Annotated in this window: 12 protein-coding genes; 7 read left to right on the top strand and 5 right to left on the bottom strand. The window is 62.0% G+C overall.

All coding sequences use genetic code 11. The features are described 5' to 3' along the window. Nucleotides 1-42 precede the first annotated feature (42 nt). Genes B5F22_RS03560 through B5F22_RS03550 form a run of 3 tightly spaced genes read right to left on the bottom strand, consistent with a single transcriptional unit; the run spans nucleotide 43 to nucleotide 3,096 of the window. On the bottom strand, nucleotides 43-396 hold the full coding sequence (locus tag B5F22_RS03560) for a DUF1667 domain-containing protein (RefSeq protein WP_087390963.1): 354 nt from the start codon (nucleotides 394-396) through the stop codon (nucleotides 43-45). After that, the gene (locus B5F22_RS03555) at nucleotides 393-1,652 is read right to left on the bottom strand and encodes an FAD-dependent oxidoreductase (protein ID WP_087390960.1); all 1,260 of its coding nucleotides are present in this window, start codon (nucleotides 1,650-1,652) and stop codon (nucleotides 393-395) included. Before B5F22_RS03555 ends, B5F22_RS03560 begins: the two co-directional genes overlap by 4 nt. After that, a complete protein-coding gene (locus B5F22_RS03550; protein WP_087390957.1) occupies nucleotides 1,645-3,096 on the bottom strand; it encodes an NAD(P)/FAD-dependent oxidoreductase in 1,452 nt (483 codons plus the stop codon). Before B5F22_RS03550 ends, B5F22_RS03555 begins: the two co-directional genes overlap by 8 nt. A 372-nt stretch (nucleotides 3,097-3,468) precedes the next feature. Between B5F22_RS03550 and glpK the strand changes: the two genes are divergently transcribed. Together glpK and B5F22_RS03540 are read left to right on the top strand one after the other, a co-directional pair. Continuing rightward, nucleotides 3,469-4,968 carry a glycerol kinase GlpK gene (gene glpK, locus B5F22_RS03545; protein ID WP_087390954.1) on the top strand — a complete coding sequence of 500 codons (1,500 nt, stop codon included), beginning with the start codon at nucleotides 3,469-3,471 and terminating at the stop codon, nucleotides 4,966-4,968. A gap of 432 nt (nucleotides 4,969-5,400) precedes the next feature. Next, entirely contained in the window at nucleotides 5,401-10,086 is a 4,686-nt protein-coding gene (locus tag B5F22_RS03540; protein WP_158096604.1) for a beta-L-arabinofuranosidase domain-containing protein, read from the top strand. 52 nt (nucleotides 10,087-10,138) lie between these two features. On the opposite strand, the gene B5F22_RS03535 is transcribed toward B5F22_RS03540, so the two are convergent. Then, nucleotides 10,139-10,666, bottom strand: a complete 528-nt coding sequence (locus B5F22_RS03535; protein WP_087390949.1) for a hypothetical protein — start codon at nucleotides 10,664-10,666, stop codon at nucleotides 10,139-10,141. Between the two features lie 39 nt (nucleotides 10,667-10,705). Then, complete coding sequence (locus B5F22_RS03530) at nucleotides 10,706-12,307, bottom strand: peptide chain release factor 3 (RefSeq protein WP_087233047.1); 1,602 nt, start codon at nucleotides 12,305-12,307, stop codon at nucleotides 10,706-10,708. Between the two features lie 217 nt (nucleotides 12,308-12,524). Here B5F22_RS03530 and B5F22_RS03525 point away from each other — a divergent pair, with 217 nt between their 5' ends. From B5F22_RS03525 to tsaD, 5 genes are all read left to right on the top strand, one after another. Beyond that, complete coding sequence (locus B5F22_RS03525) at nucleotides 12,525-12,776, top strand: hypothetical protein (RefSeq protein WP_087390946.1); 252 nt, start codon at nucleotides 12,525-12,527, stop codon at nucleotides 12,774-12,776. A 154-nt stretch (nucleotides 12,777-12,930) separates the two neighbouring features. Continuing rightward, nucleotides 12,931-15,594, top strand: a complete 2,664-nt coding sequence (gene polA, locus B5F22_RS03520; RefSeq protein WP_087390943.1) for a DNA polymerase I — start codon at nucleotides 12,931-12,933, stop codon at nucleotides 15,592-15,594. 17 nt (nucleotides 15,595-15,611) lie between these two features. Next, complete coding sequence (gene rimI / locus B5F22_RS03515) at nucleotides 15,612-16,076, top strand: ribosomal protein S18-alanine N-acetyltransferase (protein WP_343223922.1); 465 nt, start codon at nucleotides 15,612-15,614, stop codon at nucleotides 16,074-16,076. Then, the gene (locus tag B5F22_RS03510) at nucleotides 16,054-16,686 is read left to right on the top strand and encodes a GNAT family N-acetyltransferase (protein ID WP_087390940.1); all 633 of its coding nucleotides are present in this window, start codon (nucleotides 16,054-16,056) and stop codon (nucleotides 16,684-16,686) included. Before rimI ends, B5F22_RS03510 begins: the two co-directional genes overlap by 23 nt. Next, nucleotides 16,683-17,693, top strand: a complete 1,011-nt coding sequence (gene tsaD, locus B5F22_RS03505) for a tRNA (adenosine(37)-N6)-threonylcarbamoyltransferase complex transferase subunit TsaD (protein WP_087390937.1) — start codon at nucleotides 16,683-16,685, stop codon at nucleotides 17,691-17,693. Before B5F22_RS03510 ends, tsaD begins: the two co-directional genes overlap by 4 nt. Nucleotides 17,694-17,745: the final 52 nt, after the last annotated feature.

The following is a 17,745-nucleotide window of genomic DNA, read 5'->3' as shown; positions in this document are numbered from 1 at the left end:
ATCCGTGCCGCATGGCGGCACACCACAATTATTCATTTATCATTATTCATTCTTCATTTCCCTGGTGGAAACCACGTCCACCCCGGTCCCCAGCAGGTCGTGAATCACCACCTGTCCCAGATGCACCGGGGCGGTGAGGCGCACTCCATTGAGGGCATCCATGGCCTCAAAGATCAGCTCTTTAGGGATGGGAGCGGTGGTTTTCACAGGCAGGCGGCGGTGGAGCCCGCCCTGGATGCACACCGTGCTGGTGAGTACCCGGGTGGGGTGAAGCAGCTCATTTCTGCCGTACTCTGCCCCCCGGGGGCAGCTGTTTCCGGTGACGGCGTAGCCGTGCTCCTCATCCACCTGGAGGCGGCACCCCTTGGGGCAGACGATGCATACAAGTTCCTTCATGTCCCTTCCACCTCCTCAATGGATATGGTGAGGCCCCCAACAGCCCGGTCCAGCAGTACCCCGGGCAGGGTGATCTGCTCCATCTCCCCCGGGGCCATGTGGGGGCGGGGAAACTGGGCAATGGGATCGCCTGCTTCGTCTTTTACCACAATGCGGCTATCCCCAAACACGCGACATACCCGGAACAGCACCTGCACGTTGCCGCTGCCCCGGTGGATGCGCTGGGGAACGGTGTAGCTGACCCCAGAGCCGTGGGTGAGGGGAAGGGCTTCGGCGGCGGTTGGTTCCCCCTGGACATAGCGGGCAGCGGCAGCCCCTGCCCGCTGGCTCTCGGCGGTGACGTAGTCCACCAGGTCGTGGACGTGGAGCACATTGCCGCAGGCGAAAATGCCGGGCACCTGGGTCTCCATGTTTTCAAACACCACCGCCCCGTGGGTGCGTCCGTCCATGGGAATGTCGGCCTGGCGGGTGAGCTCGTTTTCCGGGATGAGCCCCACACTCAAAAGTAGAGTGTCGCAGTCAAAGACCATCTCGGTGCCGGGGATGGGGCGGCGGTGCTCGTCCACCCGGCTCACCACCACCTGCTCCAGGCGGTTGTGGCCCCGGAGGTCGGTGACGGTGTGGCTGAGGTAGAGGGGAATGGAGTAGTCCTCCAGGCACTGGACGATGTTGCGGGTGAGGCCGCTGGAGTAGGGCATCAGCTCCACGCAGGCCAGTACCTGGGCTCCCTCCAGGGTCATGCGCCGGGCCATGATAAGGCCAATGTCGCCGCTGCCCAGGATGACCACCCGGCGGCCCACCATGTACCCCTCCATATTCAGGTACCGCTGGGCGGCCCCGGCGGTGAAGATGCCCGCCGGACGCTCTCCGGGGATGGCGATGGCCCCCCGGGCCCGCTCCCGGCAGCCCATGGCCAGCACCACCGCCTGAGCCTCCAGCACTTGATAGCCATGCTGGGCGCTGACGCAGTGGACCTGGTGGGGGGAACCGGGGAGGAGCTGGAGCACCATGGTGTCCAGCTGCACTTCCACATCGGTGGCCTGGACTTGCTGAATAAATCGGGCGGCGTACTCCGGCCCGGTGAGCTCCTCTTTGAAGTGGTGGAGCCCAAAGCCGTTGTGGATGCACTGGTTGAGGATGCCGCCCAGCTCCTGGTCCCGCTCCAAAATCAGCACCTTCCGCAGCCCCTGGTCCCAGGCCTCTCGGGCGGCGGCCAGTCCGGCGGGCCCGCCGCCAATGACGATGAGTTCATACATGAGCGTTCCCTCCTTGGCCCTTGGTCTCTCCGGTGAGCAGGTAGGAGCCCTCCTGGTCCAGCAGCACCTCACAGGGGTCCAGCCCCAGCTCCCGGGCAATGAGGGCCTGGACCCTGGGGGCGCAGAAGCCACCCTGACAGCGGCCCATGCCCGCATTGCACCGCCGCTTCACCCCGTTGATGGTGTAGGGCGGGATGGGGGCGTGGAGGGCGGCCACGATCTCCCCCTCGGTGACCGTCTCGCACCGACAGACCACCCGGCCATACCGGGGGTCCTGGGCGATGAGGGCGTTTTTCTCCTGGGGGGAGAGGTGTTGGAACATCACGTGGGACCGCTGGTCCACAAAGTCCGGTTTGGGTTGCAGGTCCGGCTCCCTCTCCAAAATCCGTTCACAGGCCCACTTGCCAATGGCGGCGCTGGCTGCCAGACCGGGGGACTTGATCCCCGCCAGGTCGAAGAAGCCGGGGTGGTTTTTACTCTCTTCCAGAATGAAGTCGGAGCGGGTGGAGTTGGCCCGCAGTCCGGCAAAGTTGCGGATGTTTTCCCCAAAGTTGAGGCCGGGCACCGAGCGCATGGCCTGTTCCTTGACAAAGGCCAGCCCCTGGGCGGTGTTGCCCAGGTCGTGGCGGTCCTCCACCGGCTGGGCGTTGGGGCCTACAATGAGATTGCCGTGGATGGTGGGGGCCACCAGCACCCCCTTGCCCCGCTCATTGGGACACTGGAATACCACGTGTGAGACTTGCTTTCCCTGGCTCTTGTCCAGCAGGTAGTATTCGCCCCGGTTGGGGGTGATGGCATAGTCCGGCTCCTCCAGCAGCCCATGCACCTGGTCGGAGAACACCCCGGTGGCGTTGAGGACATACTTCCCTTCAAATACCCCCTTGGGGGTGGTGACGGCGTGGCCCCCCTCTATGGGGGTGATGGCCGTGGCAGGGGCGGAGCGGTGGAGCGTCACCCCATTGACTACCGCCACCTCTGCCATGGCCAGGGCATACTGCCAAGGGTCCACAATGCCGGCGGTGGGGGCATAGAGGGCGCCCACCACGTTCTGGCTGAGGTTGGGCTCTGTTTGGCGCACTTGGGCGGCGTCCAGCAGCTCCAGCCCCGGCACCCCGTTTTGTACGCCTCGGTCATAGAGGGTGCGCAGGGTATGAAGGTCTCCCTCATCAAAGGCCAATACCAGGCTGCCCACTCGGGCAAAGGGCACCTGGAGCTTTTCGCAGATGTCCCCGGCCATCCGGCTTCCCTCCACGTTGAGCTGGGCCATGAGGGTGCCCGGCTCCGGGTCGTACCCGGCGTGGATGATGGCGCTGTTGGCCTTGGTGGTGCCATTGGCCACATCGTTTTGAGCCTCCAAGATGGCCACGTTCAGGGGATACTGGGCCAGGTGATAGGCGGCGGCCGCCCCCACCACCCCACAGCCCAGAATGATGACGTCATACATGAAAAGGACCTCCCTTCCAAAGCAAAACGCAACCCAGATCCAGCCCCCTGATTGCGGCCACCCACCTGCGTTGCGCTCAACCCCTTGGTCTATCCGTTTGTTGGGGCTATTATATCCGGTTTTGTGGAAAAAAGCAAGGGATAGAAATAACGCATCTGCTAGACTGTGCACAGTGACGAAAAATCAGGGGCGGTTTGCGTCGTATCGCTGATTTTTCCCGGGCGGGGAGGGGAGCCCTTTACAGGTGGGTGAAAATCTGGCATAATGGGTGCAACCCAAGAAAGATGAGGAGCAGGACGGGCGAGAGGCAAGTCGCCAGTTGTGCTCTTTTTTGTTTGATGCGGCAACACCAGACACAGGAGGCGGAAGAGTATGAAACAGTACGTCATCGCCCTGGACCAGGGCACCACCAGCAGCCGCTGCATTGTCTTCGACCGACAGCAGAACATTGTGGCCTTGGAACAGCGGGAGTTTGCCCAGCACTACCCCAAGCCCGGGTGGGTGGAGCATGACCCCATGGAGATTTACTCTACCCAGTACGGGGTACTCATTGAGTCCCTGGTGGGCAACAGCATCGACCCTTCGGACATTGCCGCCATCGGCATCACCAACCAGCGGGAGACTGCCATTGTGTGGGACAAGGACACGGGCAAGCCCATTTATAACGCCATTGTGTGGCAGTGTCGGCGCACGGCGGGGCTGTGCGAGGAGCTGAAGAAGGACGAGGCCTTCACCGAATATGTGAAGGAGCACACGGGACTGCTCATCGACGCCTACTTCTCCGCCACCAAAATCCAGTGGATTCTGGACCACGTGGAGGGGGCTCGGGAGCGGGCAGAGGAGGGGAAGCTCCTCTTTGGCACCGTGGACAGCTGGCTGGTGTGGAAGCTCACCGGGGGCAAGGTCCACGTCACCGATTACACCAACGCCAGCCGCACCATGCTCTATAATATTCGGGACCTGCAGTGGGACGAGACCATCTGTGAAAAGCTGGGCATCCCCATGAGCATGCTGCCACGGGTGTGCAACTCCAGCGAAATCTACGGCTATGTGAACCTCCAGGGGGTGGAAGTGCCCATTGCGGGCATGGCAGGGGACCAGCAGGCGGCGCTGTTCGGCCAGACCTGTTTTGCCCCCGGCGAGGCGAAAAACACCTATGGCACCGGGTGCTTTTTGCTCATGAACACGGGAGACCAGCTCTACCGCAGTGAAAACGGCCTCATCAGCACCATTGCCATCGGTCTGAATGGCAAGGTGCAGTACGCCCTGGAGGGCAGCGTGTTTGTGGGTGGTGCCGTCATCCAGTGGGTGCGGGATGAGCTGCGCTTCATCACCGAGTCCCGGGATGCGGAGTACTACGCCCAGAAGGTGCCGGACACCGGAGGGGTGTACTTGGTGCCTGCCTTCACCGGACTGGGCGCCCCTTACTGGGACATGTACGCTCGGGGCTGCCTCATCGGCATCACCCGGGGCACCACCCGGGAGCACATCATCCGGGCGGCCCAGGAGTCCATCGCCTACCAGAGCTACGACCTGGTAGAGGCCATGGAGAAGGACACGGGCATCCACCTCACCGAGCTGAGCGTGGACGGCGGCGCGTCCCGAGACAAGTTCCTCATGCAGTTCCAGGCGGACATTCTGGGCAAACAGGTGCGCCGCCCCATGATTCGGGAGACCACCGCCCTGGGCGCCGCCTATCTGGCGGGCCTGGCCACCGGGTTCTGGCGGGACCTGGAGGAGATCCGTGCCCAGTGGACCCTGGACAGCCTCTACACCCCCAACATGGACCAGCCCCAGCGGGACAAGTTGCTGCGGGGGTGGCACAAGGCGGTGGGCCGCAGTTGCGGCTGGGTGGACCCAGAAGAGGACTAAAATTTATCGGAGCGAGCAGAGCCCCGGCGCAGGAAAAGCGCCGGGGCTTTGTTGCGTCAGGGAGAGAAAACGGACAACTTTTATTTCATAAAAAATAATAACATGATTTGTATTTAATGAAAAATCATACAAATTTGCCTGAAATACGCCTGCGATCTCCCAACTGTCTGGGCAAAGGATGGGGGAAATCCACGGCTGAAAGCGGGCGAATGAGTGGAAAGAAATGAGAGAACTTTGGAACACTCCAGGGGTTCACCGGAAAATGACCCATAAAATAGTTGAAAATGTGTGTATTGTATAATTTGTATTGTTGGAAAGGTGGAAAATATCAAATCTATGTGCAATGTGTTGATTTTCTCGTAAGTGGATGCTAACATCTCCTGTAAAGACACCAGACATTTACACAGTTTGTATGAAAGGGAGAGATGAATGGTGAAACGAATTGCATCCATTTGCTTGGCAGCGTCTCTGCTGGCCTCCATGGCAGCGCCGTTTTCTCTGGCGGCCCGGCCTCTGACCGACTCCTTGGGGGACCCGGTGCTGGACCTGTCCTTTGAGGGCACGCTGGCAGACGGCTCCACCCTCCAGCACCCGGTGACTGCCTCGGAGGAGAGCAAGCTCACCTTTGTGGACGGGGTGGAGGAGGGAACCCAGGCGGTGGAACTCCAGGGGGCCCATTTGAACCTGGGTACTTCTGTGGAGCTCCAGCCCCAGGACTTGACCCTCTCCTTCTGGCTCAAGCCCACCCAGACTATGACCGGGGAGCAGATCATTACCTGGAACAAGAACGAGTACAACGCCGATGGCTGGTATTTGAGCAGCCTCAACGACTCCATCCCCCTGGAGCTGTCCATCGGCCCCGGCTCCTCCCAGCCCTATCTGGTGGCGGTGGACGGGAATCGCAGCGAATTTTTCCCTGCCGGGGAGTGGACCCACATTGTGGTGACCTATGACCACGTGACCAAGGACGTGAACATCTACCGCAACGGCATTCCCCAGACCACCCGCATCAAGTACGGCATCAACGACAGTTCCACCGGAATCCTGGGCCAGACCGACGCCATGAAGAGCATCGGCTGGAACGGCGAGGTGTACAAAACCGACTCCTCCCACCTGCGGGGAGCGTTGGACGAGTACCGGGTGTATGACGAGGTGGCTACCCAGAAGGACGTGCTGGCCCTCTATGAGGAGATGGGCGGACAGGTGGACGGGGCGGAAGTGGCCCTGGCAGATTTGAACGGGCTCACCATCCCCAGCCGCACCACCGAGAACCTGACCCTGCCCGCAGAAGGGGCCTCCGGCTCCACCATCCGCTGGGAGAGCTCCGACCCCGATGTCATCGCCCTGGACGGCACGGTGGTACGGGGGGAGGAGGACCAGACCGTCACCCTCACCGCCTACGCCCAGTACCAGGACGCCCCGGAGCAGAGCAAGGAGTTCACCGTGGTGGTGGCCGCCCAGGTCCGGGAGGGGCTGAACATTGAAAACTCTGGTCTGGAGAATGTGACCCTCACCGACGACTACTTGGTCAACGCCTCCCAGCAGGAGCTAAACTATCTGGCGGACACCCTGGACCCCAACCGTTTCCTCTACGAGTGCTACAAGAGCGCAGGGCTCAACCCCGCCGACTACGGCAGCACCCAGGGCTATCCCGAGGGATGGGAGCGCAGCCAGGGCTCCAACTTCCGCAGCCACGCCTTTGGGCACTACATGTCCGCCATGGCCATGATGTACCGCAGCTACAACTACTCCACCGACAACGCCCAGGTCAAAACTCTGCGGGACAAGCTGGAGACCGCGGTGGAGGGCTTGAAGGTGTGTCAGCAGGCCACCTACACCGATGACAACCCGGATAATGACGGCTTTGTGGCCGCTTTCCCCGTGGAAGTGCTGGGTCTGGCCGACGGCCTGAGCACCTCCAACGAGCCGGTGGTGGTACCCTACTACAACCTGCACAAGGTGCTGGCGGGTCTGCTGGAGATCTACAACGACTTGAGCCTCAGCCCCAAGGCGGAGGACCAGACCCTGGCCCAGGATGCCCTGACTCTGGCGGAGAATCTGGGCACCTTCCTCTATAACCGCCTGGTGGGCCACGTGTCCAAGGACCGGATGCTGGCCACCGAGTACGGCGGCATGAACGACGCCCTCTATGAACTCTACCGCCTCTCCGGCGACCCCAAGCACAAGGAGGTGGCCCAGCTGTTTGACGAGACCTCCCTGTTCTGGGAGCTGGCCAACGGCAACGATGTGCTCAACGGCAAGCACGCCAACACCACCATCCCCAAGTTCATCGGGGCTCTGAAGCGGTATACCGTGCTCAGTGAGCCGGAGTATTACGACCAGCTGACCCAGGAGGAAAAGGACGAGCTGCCCCAGTATCTCAAGGCGGCAGAGTCCTTCTGGGACACCGTGGTCAACCACCACACCTATGTCACCGGCGGCAACAGCTGCTCCGAGCACTTCCACGCCGCCGACCAGCTGTACGCCCAGGCCACCGGCTCCAACGGCGGGGCGGAGACCACCTGCGAGACCTGCAACACCTACAACATGCTCAAGCTGTCCCGGGAGCTGTTCAAGGTCACCGGGAAGAAGAAGTATCTGGACTACTATGAGAACACCTACATCAATGCCATTCTCCCCTCCCAGAACCCGGAGACCGGCATGACTATGTACTTCCAACCCATGGCCCCCGGCCACAACAAGGTCTACAGCCGCCCGGATACCGAGTTCTGGTGCTGCACGGGCACGGGTATGGAGAGCTTCTCCAAGCTGGGGGACAGCCTGTACTACACCGATGAAAACCAGGTGTACGTCAGCATGTTCTTCTCCTCCACCTTCACGGACCAGGAGCGCAACCTCAAGCTCACCCAGACCGCCAACATGCCCAACGAGGACACCGTCACCTTCCAGGTGGAGAGCCTGGACGGCGGCCAGGTGAAGGAGGGCACCCAGCTGCTGGTGCGGGTGCCCGACTGGCTGGCCGGACCCCTCACCGTGGAGAAAAACGGCGTGGCCTACGAGTATGACACCTCCTACGGCTTTGCTGTCATTGACGTGGCCGCCGGGGACGAGATCGTGTGCACCATGCCCATGGAAGTGGTGGCCTACGACCTGCCCGACAACGCCAACTTCGTGGCCTTTAAGTACGGCCCCATGGTGCTCAGTGCCGACCTGGGGGACAAGGACATTGACTCCTACGTGCCCAACGGCATCCTGGTCCGAGCTGCCACCCTGGACGCCGACGCCCAGACGGTCATCGGCATCCAGAACCAGAGCGTAGAGCAGTGGCTGGACAACCTCACAGAGAACCTGGTGCGCATTGAGGACGACGAGAAGGGCCAGGTGCAATTTGTCCTGAAGAACACCGACTCCGACGATGGCGCCCTGGTGTACACCCCCCACTACATGCAGCACGGAGTGCGCTACGGCCTGTACATGTACCTGGAGGAACCGGACTCCCCCGCTATGCAGGAGCGCATTCTGGCGGAAAAGCAGTCCCTGCGGGAGGAGGAGCGGGCCGTCTCCAACCTCACCAACTTCGACGCCAACAACTCCGAGGCGGCCAAGGACCTGAAGTTTGACCGCTCCAGCGTGGGCGTGTTCCAAGGCAGACAGTACCGCCACGCCGAGAGCGGCGGCTGGTTCAGCTACAACATGGAGCTGGACGTGAACGCAGAGCACAACTACCTGCGCTGCACCTACTACGGCGGCGATGTGGGACGCTCCTTTGACGTGTACCTCAACGGGGAGAAGTTCAAGACTGAACGCATCACCGACGAAAACGGCAAGGTCTTCTACTATGTGGTGGACGAGATTCCCCAGGAGTATCTGGACAACCCCAACTACAAACTCAACGAGGACGGCAGCTACAAGCTGGACGAGAACGGGGAGAAGATTCCCGTCATCGAGGTGAAGTTCCAGTCCACAGGCGGCTATGCCGGCGGCCTGTTCGGCATCTCCATTCTCAACTCCCTGGAGTATGACAAGAACCCCGCTCTGTCCGGGCTGTCCTTTGAAGAAGGTACCCTCACGCCGGAACTGACCCAGGGCGTCACCGACTACACCCTCACCGTGCCCACCGGCACCCAGAGCGTGACCATGGATGTGGACCCCCACACCCCCAGCGGCCTTATCTACGTGGGCGGGGAGGGCGGCATCCTCATTGATGACACCCTGTCCCGCACCGTGGCCCTCACCGGGGAGGAGACCGTGTTCACCCTGCGCTCCTACGCCCAGGACCACGAGACGTATCTGGACTACACCATCACCGTGAAGACCCAGGACCAGGAGCCCACCCAGGTGGACAAGAGCATCCTGCAAACCACCTATGACTATGCACGGACCCTGTCCACCGACGGCGTGGCTCAGTCTGCCGCCGACTACTTCCGCCAGGTGCTGGAGGAGGCCGGACAGGTGCTGGCCGACCCCAACGCCACCCAAGAGCAGGTCAACACCGCCTGGGACAACCTCCTGGAGGGCATCTGGGGCCTTGGCCTCATTCAGGGGGACAAGACCATGCTGGACCTGGTCATCCTTCGGGCTCAGGACATGGTGGCACAGGCGGACAAGTACGTGGCCACCCACTGGCCCGAGCTGGTGGACGCCCTGGCAGCGGCTGAGACCGTGCAGAAGGATGGGGACGCCCTGCAAGGGGACGTGGACCAGGCCACCGACGCCCTGTTGGATGCCATTCTGGCCCAGCGGTTCCGGGCGGACAAGTCCATTCTGGAAGAGCTTCTCACGAAGGCCCAGGGTATGGATCTCACCGGATACACCGCTGAGAGTGTGGCGGTGTTCCGCTCCGCTCTGGCCAGCGCCCAGGCGGTGCTGGCAGATGAGAGCCTCACCGAGGACGACCAGGCCGTGGTGACCCAGGCGGTGGACGCGCTCACCGCCGCCATGGAGGGGCTCACCGCAGAGGGCGCGCCCGAGACCACGGACAAGCCCGAAGCCACCCAGACCCCCGAGGCAACCCAGCAGCCCCAAGCCACGCAGAAGCCGGAGCGTGTACCCCAGACCGGGGACGCGGCCCAGCTGTGGCTGTGGCTGGCCAGCGGCGGGGCGGCGGGTACCGCCCTGATGGGTGCTGCTGTTCACAACCGTAAGCGCAAGAAATAAAGCAAAAAAACATGGAGGAGCTTTGCTCCTCCATGTTTTTTTGCATATTAAGTTACCAAGCTGGATTTTTCTCCGGGGAGAGGGCGGCGGAAAAGTAAGACATGTCCTTTCCGTTGATGATGTAGGAGAAGTCCCCTTCGGGGCCGTCAAACTCCACATACACCCCGCTGGGACGGCGGTCGGCCTGGGACAGAGCCACACTCCACAGCTTCATCACCGCCTCGTCGCCGTAGTACAGCACGGCGTCCGGGGTCTCCTGGGGTGGGGTTCCAGGCAGTTTGCCAGGCCCCAGAGCGGAGATGGCGTTGTAGACCACATAGGCGTTGTCCCCGGTGATGCGCAGGGAGGTGCCGTCCACCTCAGCCCGCAGATTGTCCTGATAGTAGCACTGGTAGGTCTGGGTGGACAGGGCGGAGACAAACCGCTTATATCCGTACTGATGGCCCAGAATCCGGGCCACCGGGACGATACACAGAAGCAATAAGAGCAGGCCGATGGCCAGCAGAACCATAAGCTTCCACGTTCCACTGGGGGCCTTGCGCTGCTGGGGCGGGGTGATTTGCTCGTATAGGTCAGCCATAGGGAACCCCCTTTCTACTGGGCAGATGAGAGAAGGGCTTTAGAACTGCGCGCCGCCGAACTCCAGCAGAGTCAGCTGCTTGTTGCGGTCGGCGGTCCAGTTGATGGACCAGCCGGAGGCGAAGAGGAGCAGCTGGTTGCCCTTGTAGTCCTCCACCAGCATGGCGTCGTTGGGCAGCACCAGGTCGTCGGCCCGGAGGGGCTCGTCCCCGTCGTGCTCAATCCAACGCAGGAACTGGTAGGGCAGACCCTCCACGTACAGGTCCACTCCGTACTCATTGCGCAGGCGGTACTCCAGCACGTCAAATTGCAGGGTACCCACCACGCCCACAATGACCTCCTCCATGCCGGAGTAGGGGGTCTTGAAAATCTGGATGGCGCCTTCCTGGGCGATCTGTTCCATGCCCTTGAGGAACTGCTTGCGCTTCATGGTGTCCAGGGGCCGCACCCGCTTGAAGTGCTCGGGAGCAAAGGTGGGGATGGGGTTGAACTGGAACTTATGGGAGGCGGTGCACAGGGTATCGCCAATGGAGAAGATGCCCGGGTCAAACACGCCGATGATATCTCCGGCGTAGGCCTCTTCAATGATCTCACGCTCGGCGGCCATGAGCTGCTGGGGCCGGGAGAGCTTGATTTTCTTGCCGCCCTGGACGTGGTAGACCTCTTTGTCCGCCTGGAACTTACCGGAGACGATGCGCATAAAGGCAATGCGGTCCCGGTGGGCCTTGTTCATGTTGGCCTGAATCTTAAAGACGAAGGCGGAGAAGTCGTCGTCGAAGGAGTCGATGAGCTCCTCCCCAGCCATGCGGGGCAGGGGGGCGGTGGTCATGCGCAAGAAATCCTCCAGGAAGGGCTCCACGCCGAAGTTGGTGAGGGCGGAGCCGAAGAACACGGGGGAGAGTTTGCCGTGGCGCACTCGGTCCATGTCGAACTCGCAGGAGGCCCCGTCCAGCAGCTCAATCTCATCCACCAGTTGGCGGTAGTGGCTCTCGCCAATGAGGCCCGCCAGCTCCGGGTCGTCCAGATTCACCTCGGTAGCGATGGCGGCCTTGGCGTTGGTGTTGGAGGTGAAGTGGATGATCTTCTTGCGCTGGCGGTCGTACACGCCCTGGAACTCCTTGCCGCAGCCGATGGGCCAGTTGACGGCGTAGGTGTCGATGCCCAGCTCTCGCTCCAGCTCCTGGCACAGGTCAAAGGGGTCCTGGGCTTCACGGTCCATCTTATTGATAAAGGTGAAGATGGGGATATCCCGCATGGCGCAGACCTTGAACAGCTTCCGGGTCTGGGCCTCCACGCCCTTAGCGGCGTCGATGACCATCACGGCGGAGTCGGCGGCCATGAGGGTGCGGTAGGTGTCCTCAGAGAAGTCCTGGTGGCCCGGGGTGTCCAGAATGTTGATGCAGAACCCCTCGTACTGGAACTGCATCACGGAAGAGGTGACGGAGATGCCGCGCTGTTTCTCAATCTCCATCCAGTCGGAGGTGGCGGCCCGGGCATTCTTCTTGCCCTTGACCACGCCGGCCTGGGCAATGGCGCCTCCGTAGAGGAGGAATTTCTCGGTGAGGGTGGTTTTACCGGCGTCCGGGTGAGAGATGATGGCGAAGGTTCGCCGCCGGTTGATCTCAGCTTCGTACAGTGACAAGGAAACAACCTCCATATGATAAAATTGGGGCAGTCAGGCAAAACCACCCCATTGTGTATGATAGTGGAGCAATTATACCACCAACCGGGGAAAAGGGCAACAGAGAAAGTGGGGAAACGGGGGCGGCGTAGAGTCCGGCTCGATTGTTTTTGCATACCAATGGCATAGGGGCTGTGGGGGAGTCCCCAGTCCCTGATTGTGAAAAGGAGGGACTGCCATGACAGGACTGAAAGCCGTACTCAGTGATAAAGCAGTCTGGGTGGCTGTGGTAGGCCTTGTGGCTGGTATTGCGGTGGCATTAGGTTTCAATGAGAGCATGGTGGCTACCATATCCGGTGGAGTACTGTCGGTGGTGTCTGTGGTTTTGATGGCTCTGATGGGAGTCAAGAAGGCCAAGAGTACGAAACAGACGGCGTCTGACCCAGAGCAACCGGATGCCGACGACCAGGAGTCGGACGGCTTGGGATAAGATTGGGAAAACCGGCGGGAGACCGCCGGTTTTCCTTGTCCACAACAGGAATTTTTCGGGAAAAGGCGTGGGGATTGCCTTGGGTGGGGAAGAATGATATAATCAGCTGTTAGTATTACCGCAACACCCCACACCAGGGAAGGAGAGCCACACTATGAAGCTCATGGTCATCGACGGAAACTCCATCGTCAACCGGGCCTTTTACGGGGTCAGTCAGAATCTGTCCACCCGGGAGGGCCTGCCCACCAACGCCATTTTCGGCTTTGTCAACATCCTCTTAAAGCTGCTGGAGGAGGAACAGCCGGAGGGACTGGCGGTGGCCTTCGATTTGAAAGCGCCCACCTTCCGCCACCTGGCCTATGAGGGCTACAAGGCCCAGCGCAAGGGCATGCCCGAGGAGCTGGCGGTGCAGATGCCGGTGCTGAAACGGCTGCTGGACGCCATGAACATCCGCCGCTATGAGCTGGAGGGCTGGGAGGCCGACGACCTGCTGGGCACCATGGCTCGGGTGAACGGGGAGGAGGGCGGCCAGACCGTGGTGGTCACCGGAGACAAGGACTCCTTGCAGCTCATCACCGACTCCACCACCGTCAAGCTGGTGTCCACCCGCATGGGCCGCACCACCACCCGCAACATGACCCCGGAGGTGTTTCGGGAGGAGTACGGCTTCGACCCCATCCACATCATCGACCTCAAGGCCCTCATGGGGGATACGTCCGACAACATCCCCGGGGTCAAGGGCATCGGCGAGAAAACCGCCATGGCTCTGCTGGCCCAGTACCCCTCCATTGACGACCTGTACGCCCACCTGGACACGGTGGAGGTCAAGCCCGCCGCCCGGAAAAAGCTGGTGGAGGGGGAGGGGGACGCCCGGATGAGCTACGACCTGGCCACCATCCGCTGCGAGGCCCCCATGGACTTCCATCCCCAGGACACCCTGCGCCAGCCCTTCCACAACGACGAGCTGTACCAGATGCTCTTAGAGCTGGAGTTTTCCAAGCTCATCGACAAGCTGGGGGTGCGGCCCACTTCCACACCGGTCGCCGAAGCTGTGGAAGAAACCGCCGAAATTCGGGTGGAGGGGGTGTACCTCACGGGCGAGGAGCAGCTGGCCCAGGTGCTGCCAAAGTGGGAGAAAGCGGACTTTGTGGTGGTGCTCCCCCTGCCCAATCTGGACGGGGTGACGGTGAGCCTCAGCGAAGGGGACAAGGACTGGCTGTACGACGTGCGCAGCAGCCGCTACGAAGGGGATTACCAGGCTTTCTTGGCCCAGCTCTTTGGCCCTGGGGTGAAGAAGGTGGCCCACGGGGTGAAGGAGCTGTGCGAGAAGCTGCTGGACGAGGGCGTCCAGGGCCAGGGCTTCGTCTTTGACACCCAGCTGGCCGCCTATCTCCTGGACCCCACCGCAGGCAGCTATGACCTGCCCAAGCTTTCCATGCAGTATTTTAGAAAGGAGCTGGAGGAGTCCAGGGCCTGGCGGGATGAGGAGGCCTTCGGGGCCCTGTCCGACCAGGTGAAGGCCCAGGCCAAATGGTATGAAGACAACGCCTTCATTGGGGCCCTCTACGAGAAGCTGGCCCCCCAGCTGGACGAGCTGGGGCTGACCAAGCTGCTCCAGGAGATGGAGATTCCCCTGTGTTCCGTGTTGGCCAATATGGAGCGCCGGGGCGTTCTGGTGGACAAGGGGGCATTGTCCCGATTTGGCGAGATGCTCACCGGGCGCATTGCGGACACCCAGAAGGAAATTTATGCTCAGGCGGGGGAGGAGTTCAACATCCTCTCGCCCAAGCAGCTGGGCCACATTCTGTTTGAAAAGCTGGGGCTGCCCCCCATCAAGAAGACCAAGACCGGGTACTCCACCAACGCCGAGGTGCTGGAGAAGCTGCAATATCAGCACCCCATCGTCTCTCTGGTGCTGGAGTACCGACAGCTGACCAAGCTCAACTCCACCTATGTGGAGGGCTTGAGCAAGGTCATCGCCGGAGACGGGCGCATCCACACCAGCTTCCAGAACACCGTCACCGCCACCGGGCGGCTGTCCTCCACCGAGCCCAACTTGCAGAACATCCCCGTGCGCACCGCCCTGGGGGCGGAGATGCGCACCATGTTTGTGGCCCGGCCCGGGTGGGTGCTGGTGGATGCCGACTACTCCCAGATCGAGCTGCGGCTGCTGGCCCACATGTCCGGGGATGAGGCCATGATCCAGGCCTTCCGGGACGGGGTGGACATCCACACCGTCACCGCCTCCCAGGTCTTTGGGGTGTCCCCGGACCGGGTGACGGCCGACATGCGCCGGGCGGCCAAGGCGGTGAACTTTGGCATCGTCTACGGCATTTCCCCCTTCTCCCTTTCCCAGGACATCCATGTCTCTGTGGCCCAGGCTAAGAGCTATATGGAGAAGTATTTTGCCCACTACGCCGGAGTGCGGGCCTATATGGACGGCGTGGTGGAGCAGGGCAAGAGTCAGGGCTATGTGTCCACCTTATACGGCCGCCGCCGCTGGCTGCCCGAGCTGAAAAGCTCCAACTTCAACACCCGCAGCTTTGGCGAGCGGGTGGCCTTGAACATGCCCATCCAGGGCACCGCCGCCGACATCATTAAGCTGGCCATGATTCGGGTGGAGCATCGCCTGGCCCACGAGGGGCTCCAGGCCCAGCTGGTGCTGCAAGTCCACGACGAACTGATTGTGGAGTGTCCCCAGGCCGAGGCGGACACCGTGGCCCGGCTCCTCACCCAGGAGATGGAGGGGGTGGCCCAGCTGGCCGTGCCCCTCACTGCCGAGGCCAAGGTGGGCCAGACCTGGGCCGAGGCCCACTAAACAGGAGGTAGAACCACGTGAAGTATACACTGACCCCCATGACCGCCGAGCTGATCCCCCAGATTGCAGCCCTGGAGCGGGCCTGCTTCTCCCACCCCTGGACGGAGGAGATGCTGCAACAGGAGCTGTGGAACGAGGCCGCCGTCATCATCGTGGCCCTGCGGGAGGACGGCGTGGTGTTGGGCTACGCCGGCTTGCAGACGGTGCTGGACGAGGGGTATATCAATAATGTGGCGGTGGCCGCCAATGTCCGCCGCCAGGGCATTGCCGACGAGCTTATCGCCGCCTTTGTCCGATTTGGTCAGGCCAAGCTGGCCTTCTTGACCTTAGAGGTGCGGGCCTCTAACACCCCTGCCATCGCCCTCTATATGAAACACGGCTTTGCCCAGGTGGGGCGGCGAAGAGGGTACTACGACGATCCCAAAGAGGACGCCATTTTGATGACACTGGAGTTTGAACATGGAACTGAACGCGCTCAATGAGAAGGAACTGGCCTCCCTGTACCGGGAGGAGATGGAATATGACTTTCCCCAAAGCGAGCTCAAGCCCCTGGGGGCCATGCTGCGGCTGTTAGAGCTGGGGCAGTACGAGCCCCTGGTGGCCACGGAGAACGGGGAGACGGTGGGCTACGCCATGGTGTGGCTGTCCAAGGACCGGAAGGGCGTGCTGTTGGACTACCTGGGCGTGCTGCGGGGCAAGCGCAACGGCGGCACGGGGGGAAAGATTCTCGCCCTGCTGTTGGAGCGATACGGTCACGTCTTCGGAGAGGCGGAGGCTCCCACCAGCGACGACGAGGAGGAGAACCAGCTGCGCCGCCGCCGAATTGGCTTCTATCAGCGCAACGGCTTCCGGGTGCTGGACTATGAGTGTGCCCTCTTCGGGGTGCACTTTAAGTGCCTGTACTGCGGGCCTGAGACCGACGACCGGGTGGTAGAGAAGCTGCACCGCAGGGTCTACGCCGACTACTTCTCCCCCGCCCATATGCAGCAATACATTCAACTGCCCCTTTCCCCCGGCGAGGACATTCACCCTGCCCCGGCCTGGACGGAGGAGCATAATCCCACGGAATATGAGAGAAAGGTGATTTCATGAAAATTTTAGCCTTTGAATCCTCCTGTGACGAAACCGCCGCCGCCGTGATGGAGGATGGCCGCACCATCCTGTCCTCGGTGATTGCCTCCTCGGCGGACATGCACGCCATTTACGGCGGCGTGGTGCCGGAGATTGCCTCCCGCAAGCATGTGGAGGCCATTTCCGGCCTGGCCGACGAGGCTCTGCGCCAGGCTGGGGTGGACAAGTCGGAGATTGACGCCGTGGCCGTGACCCATGCTCCCGGCCTCATCGGGGCTCTGCTGGTGGGGGTGTCCTTTGCCAAGTCGGTGGCCTACGGCCTGGGAGTGCCCCTCATCCCTGTGCACCACGTCCGGGGCCATATCGCCGCCAACTACATCGCCCACGCCGACCTGGAGCCGCCCTTTTTGTGCCTGTGCGTCTCCGGCGGCACCACCGCCCTAGTGGATGTGAAGGACTACACCCACTTTGAGGTGCTGGGCGGTACCCGGGACGACGCCGCGGGGGAGTGCTTTGACAAAATCGCCCGGGTGCTTGGGCTGGGCTATCCCGGCGGCGGACCCATGGACAAGATGGCCCAGGGGGGCAACGACAAGGCCTACACCTTCCCCCGGGCCCATGTGGCGGACCACCCCCTGGATATGTCCTTCTCGGGTCTGAAGACGGCGGTGCTCAACACCGTCCACAACGCCCAGCAGAAGGGGGAGGAGCTGGACCTCCACGACCTGGCCGCCTCCTTTGCCGCCGCGGTGTCCGACACCCTGGTGCCCCGCACCATGGAGGCCAACCGGATGTTGGGGTACAACAAGATCGCCGTGGCCGGCGGCGTAGCCGCCAACAGCCGCATCCGGGCAGATTTGCAGCGGGAGTGCGAGAAGGTGGGGGCCAAGCTGTGGCTGCCGCCCCTGTCCCTGTGCGGGGATAACGCCGCCATGATTGGCTGTCAGGGGTATTATGAATATCTGGCTGGCAACACCGCCGGATGGGATTTAAATGCCCGGGCCAGCTTGGACATCTCCAAGGGATGACAGCCCATGGCGGCGTTATCCCCGGGGGCCCCGCACGGCGGGGCGGCGCTTA

The organism is Pseudoflavonifractor sp. An187, assembly GCF_002160275.1.
GTDB classification, from domain to species: Bacteria; Bacillota; Clostridia; order Oscillospirales; family Oscillospiraceae; genus Enterenecus; species Enterenecus faecium.
This window is presented reverse-complemented; position numbering and strand designations above follow the sequence as displayed.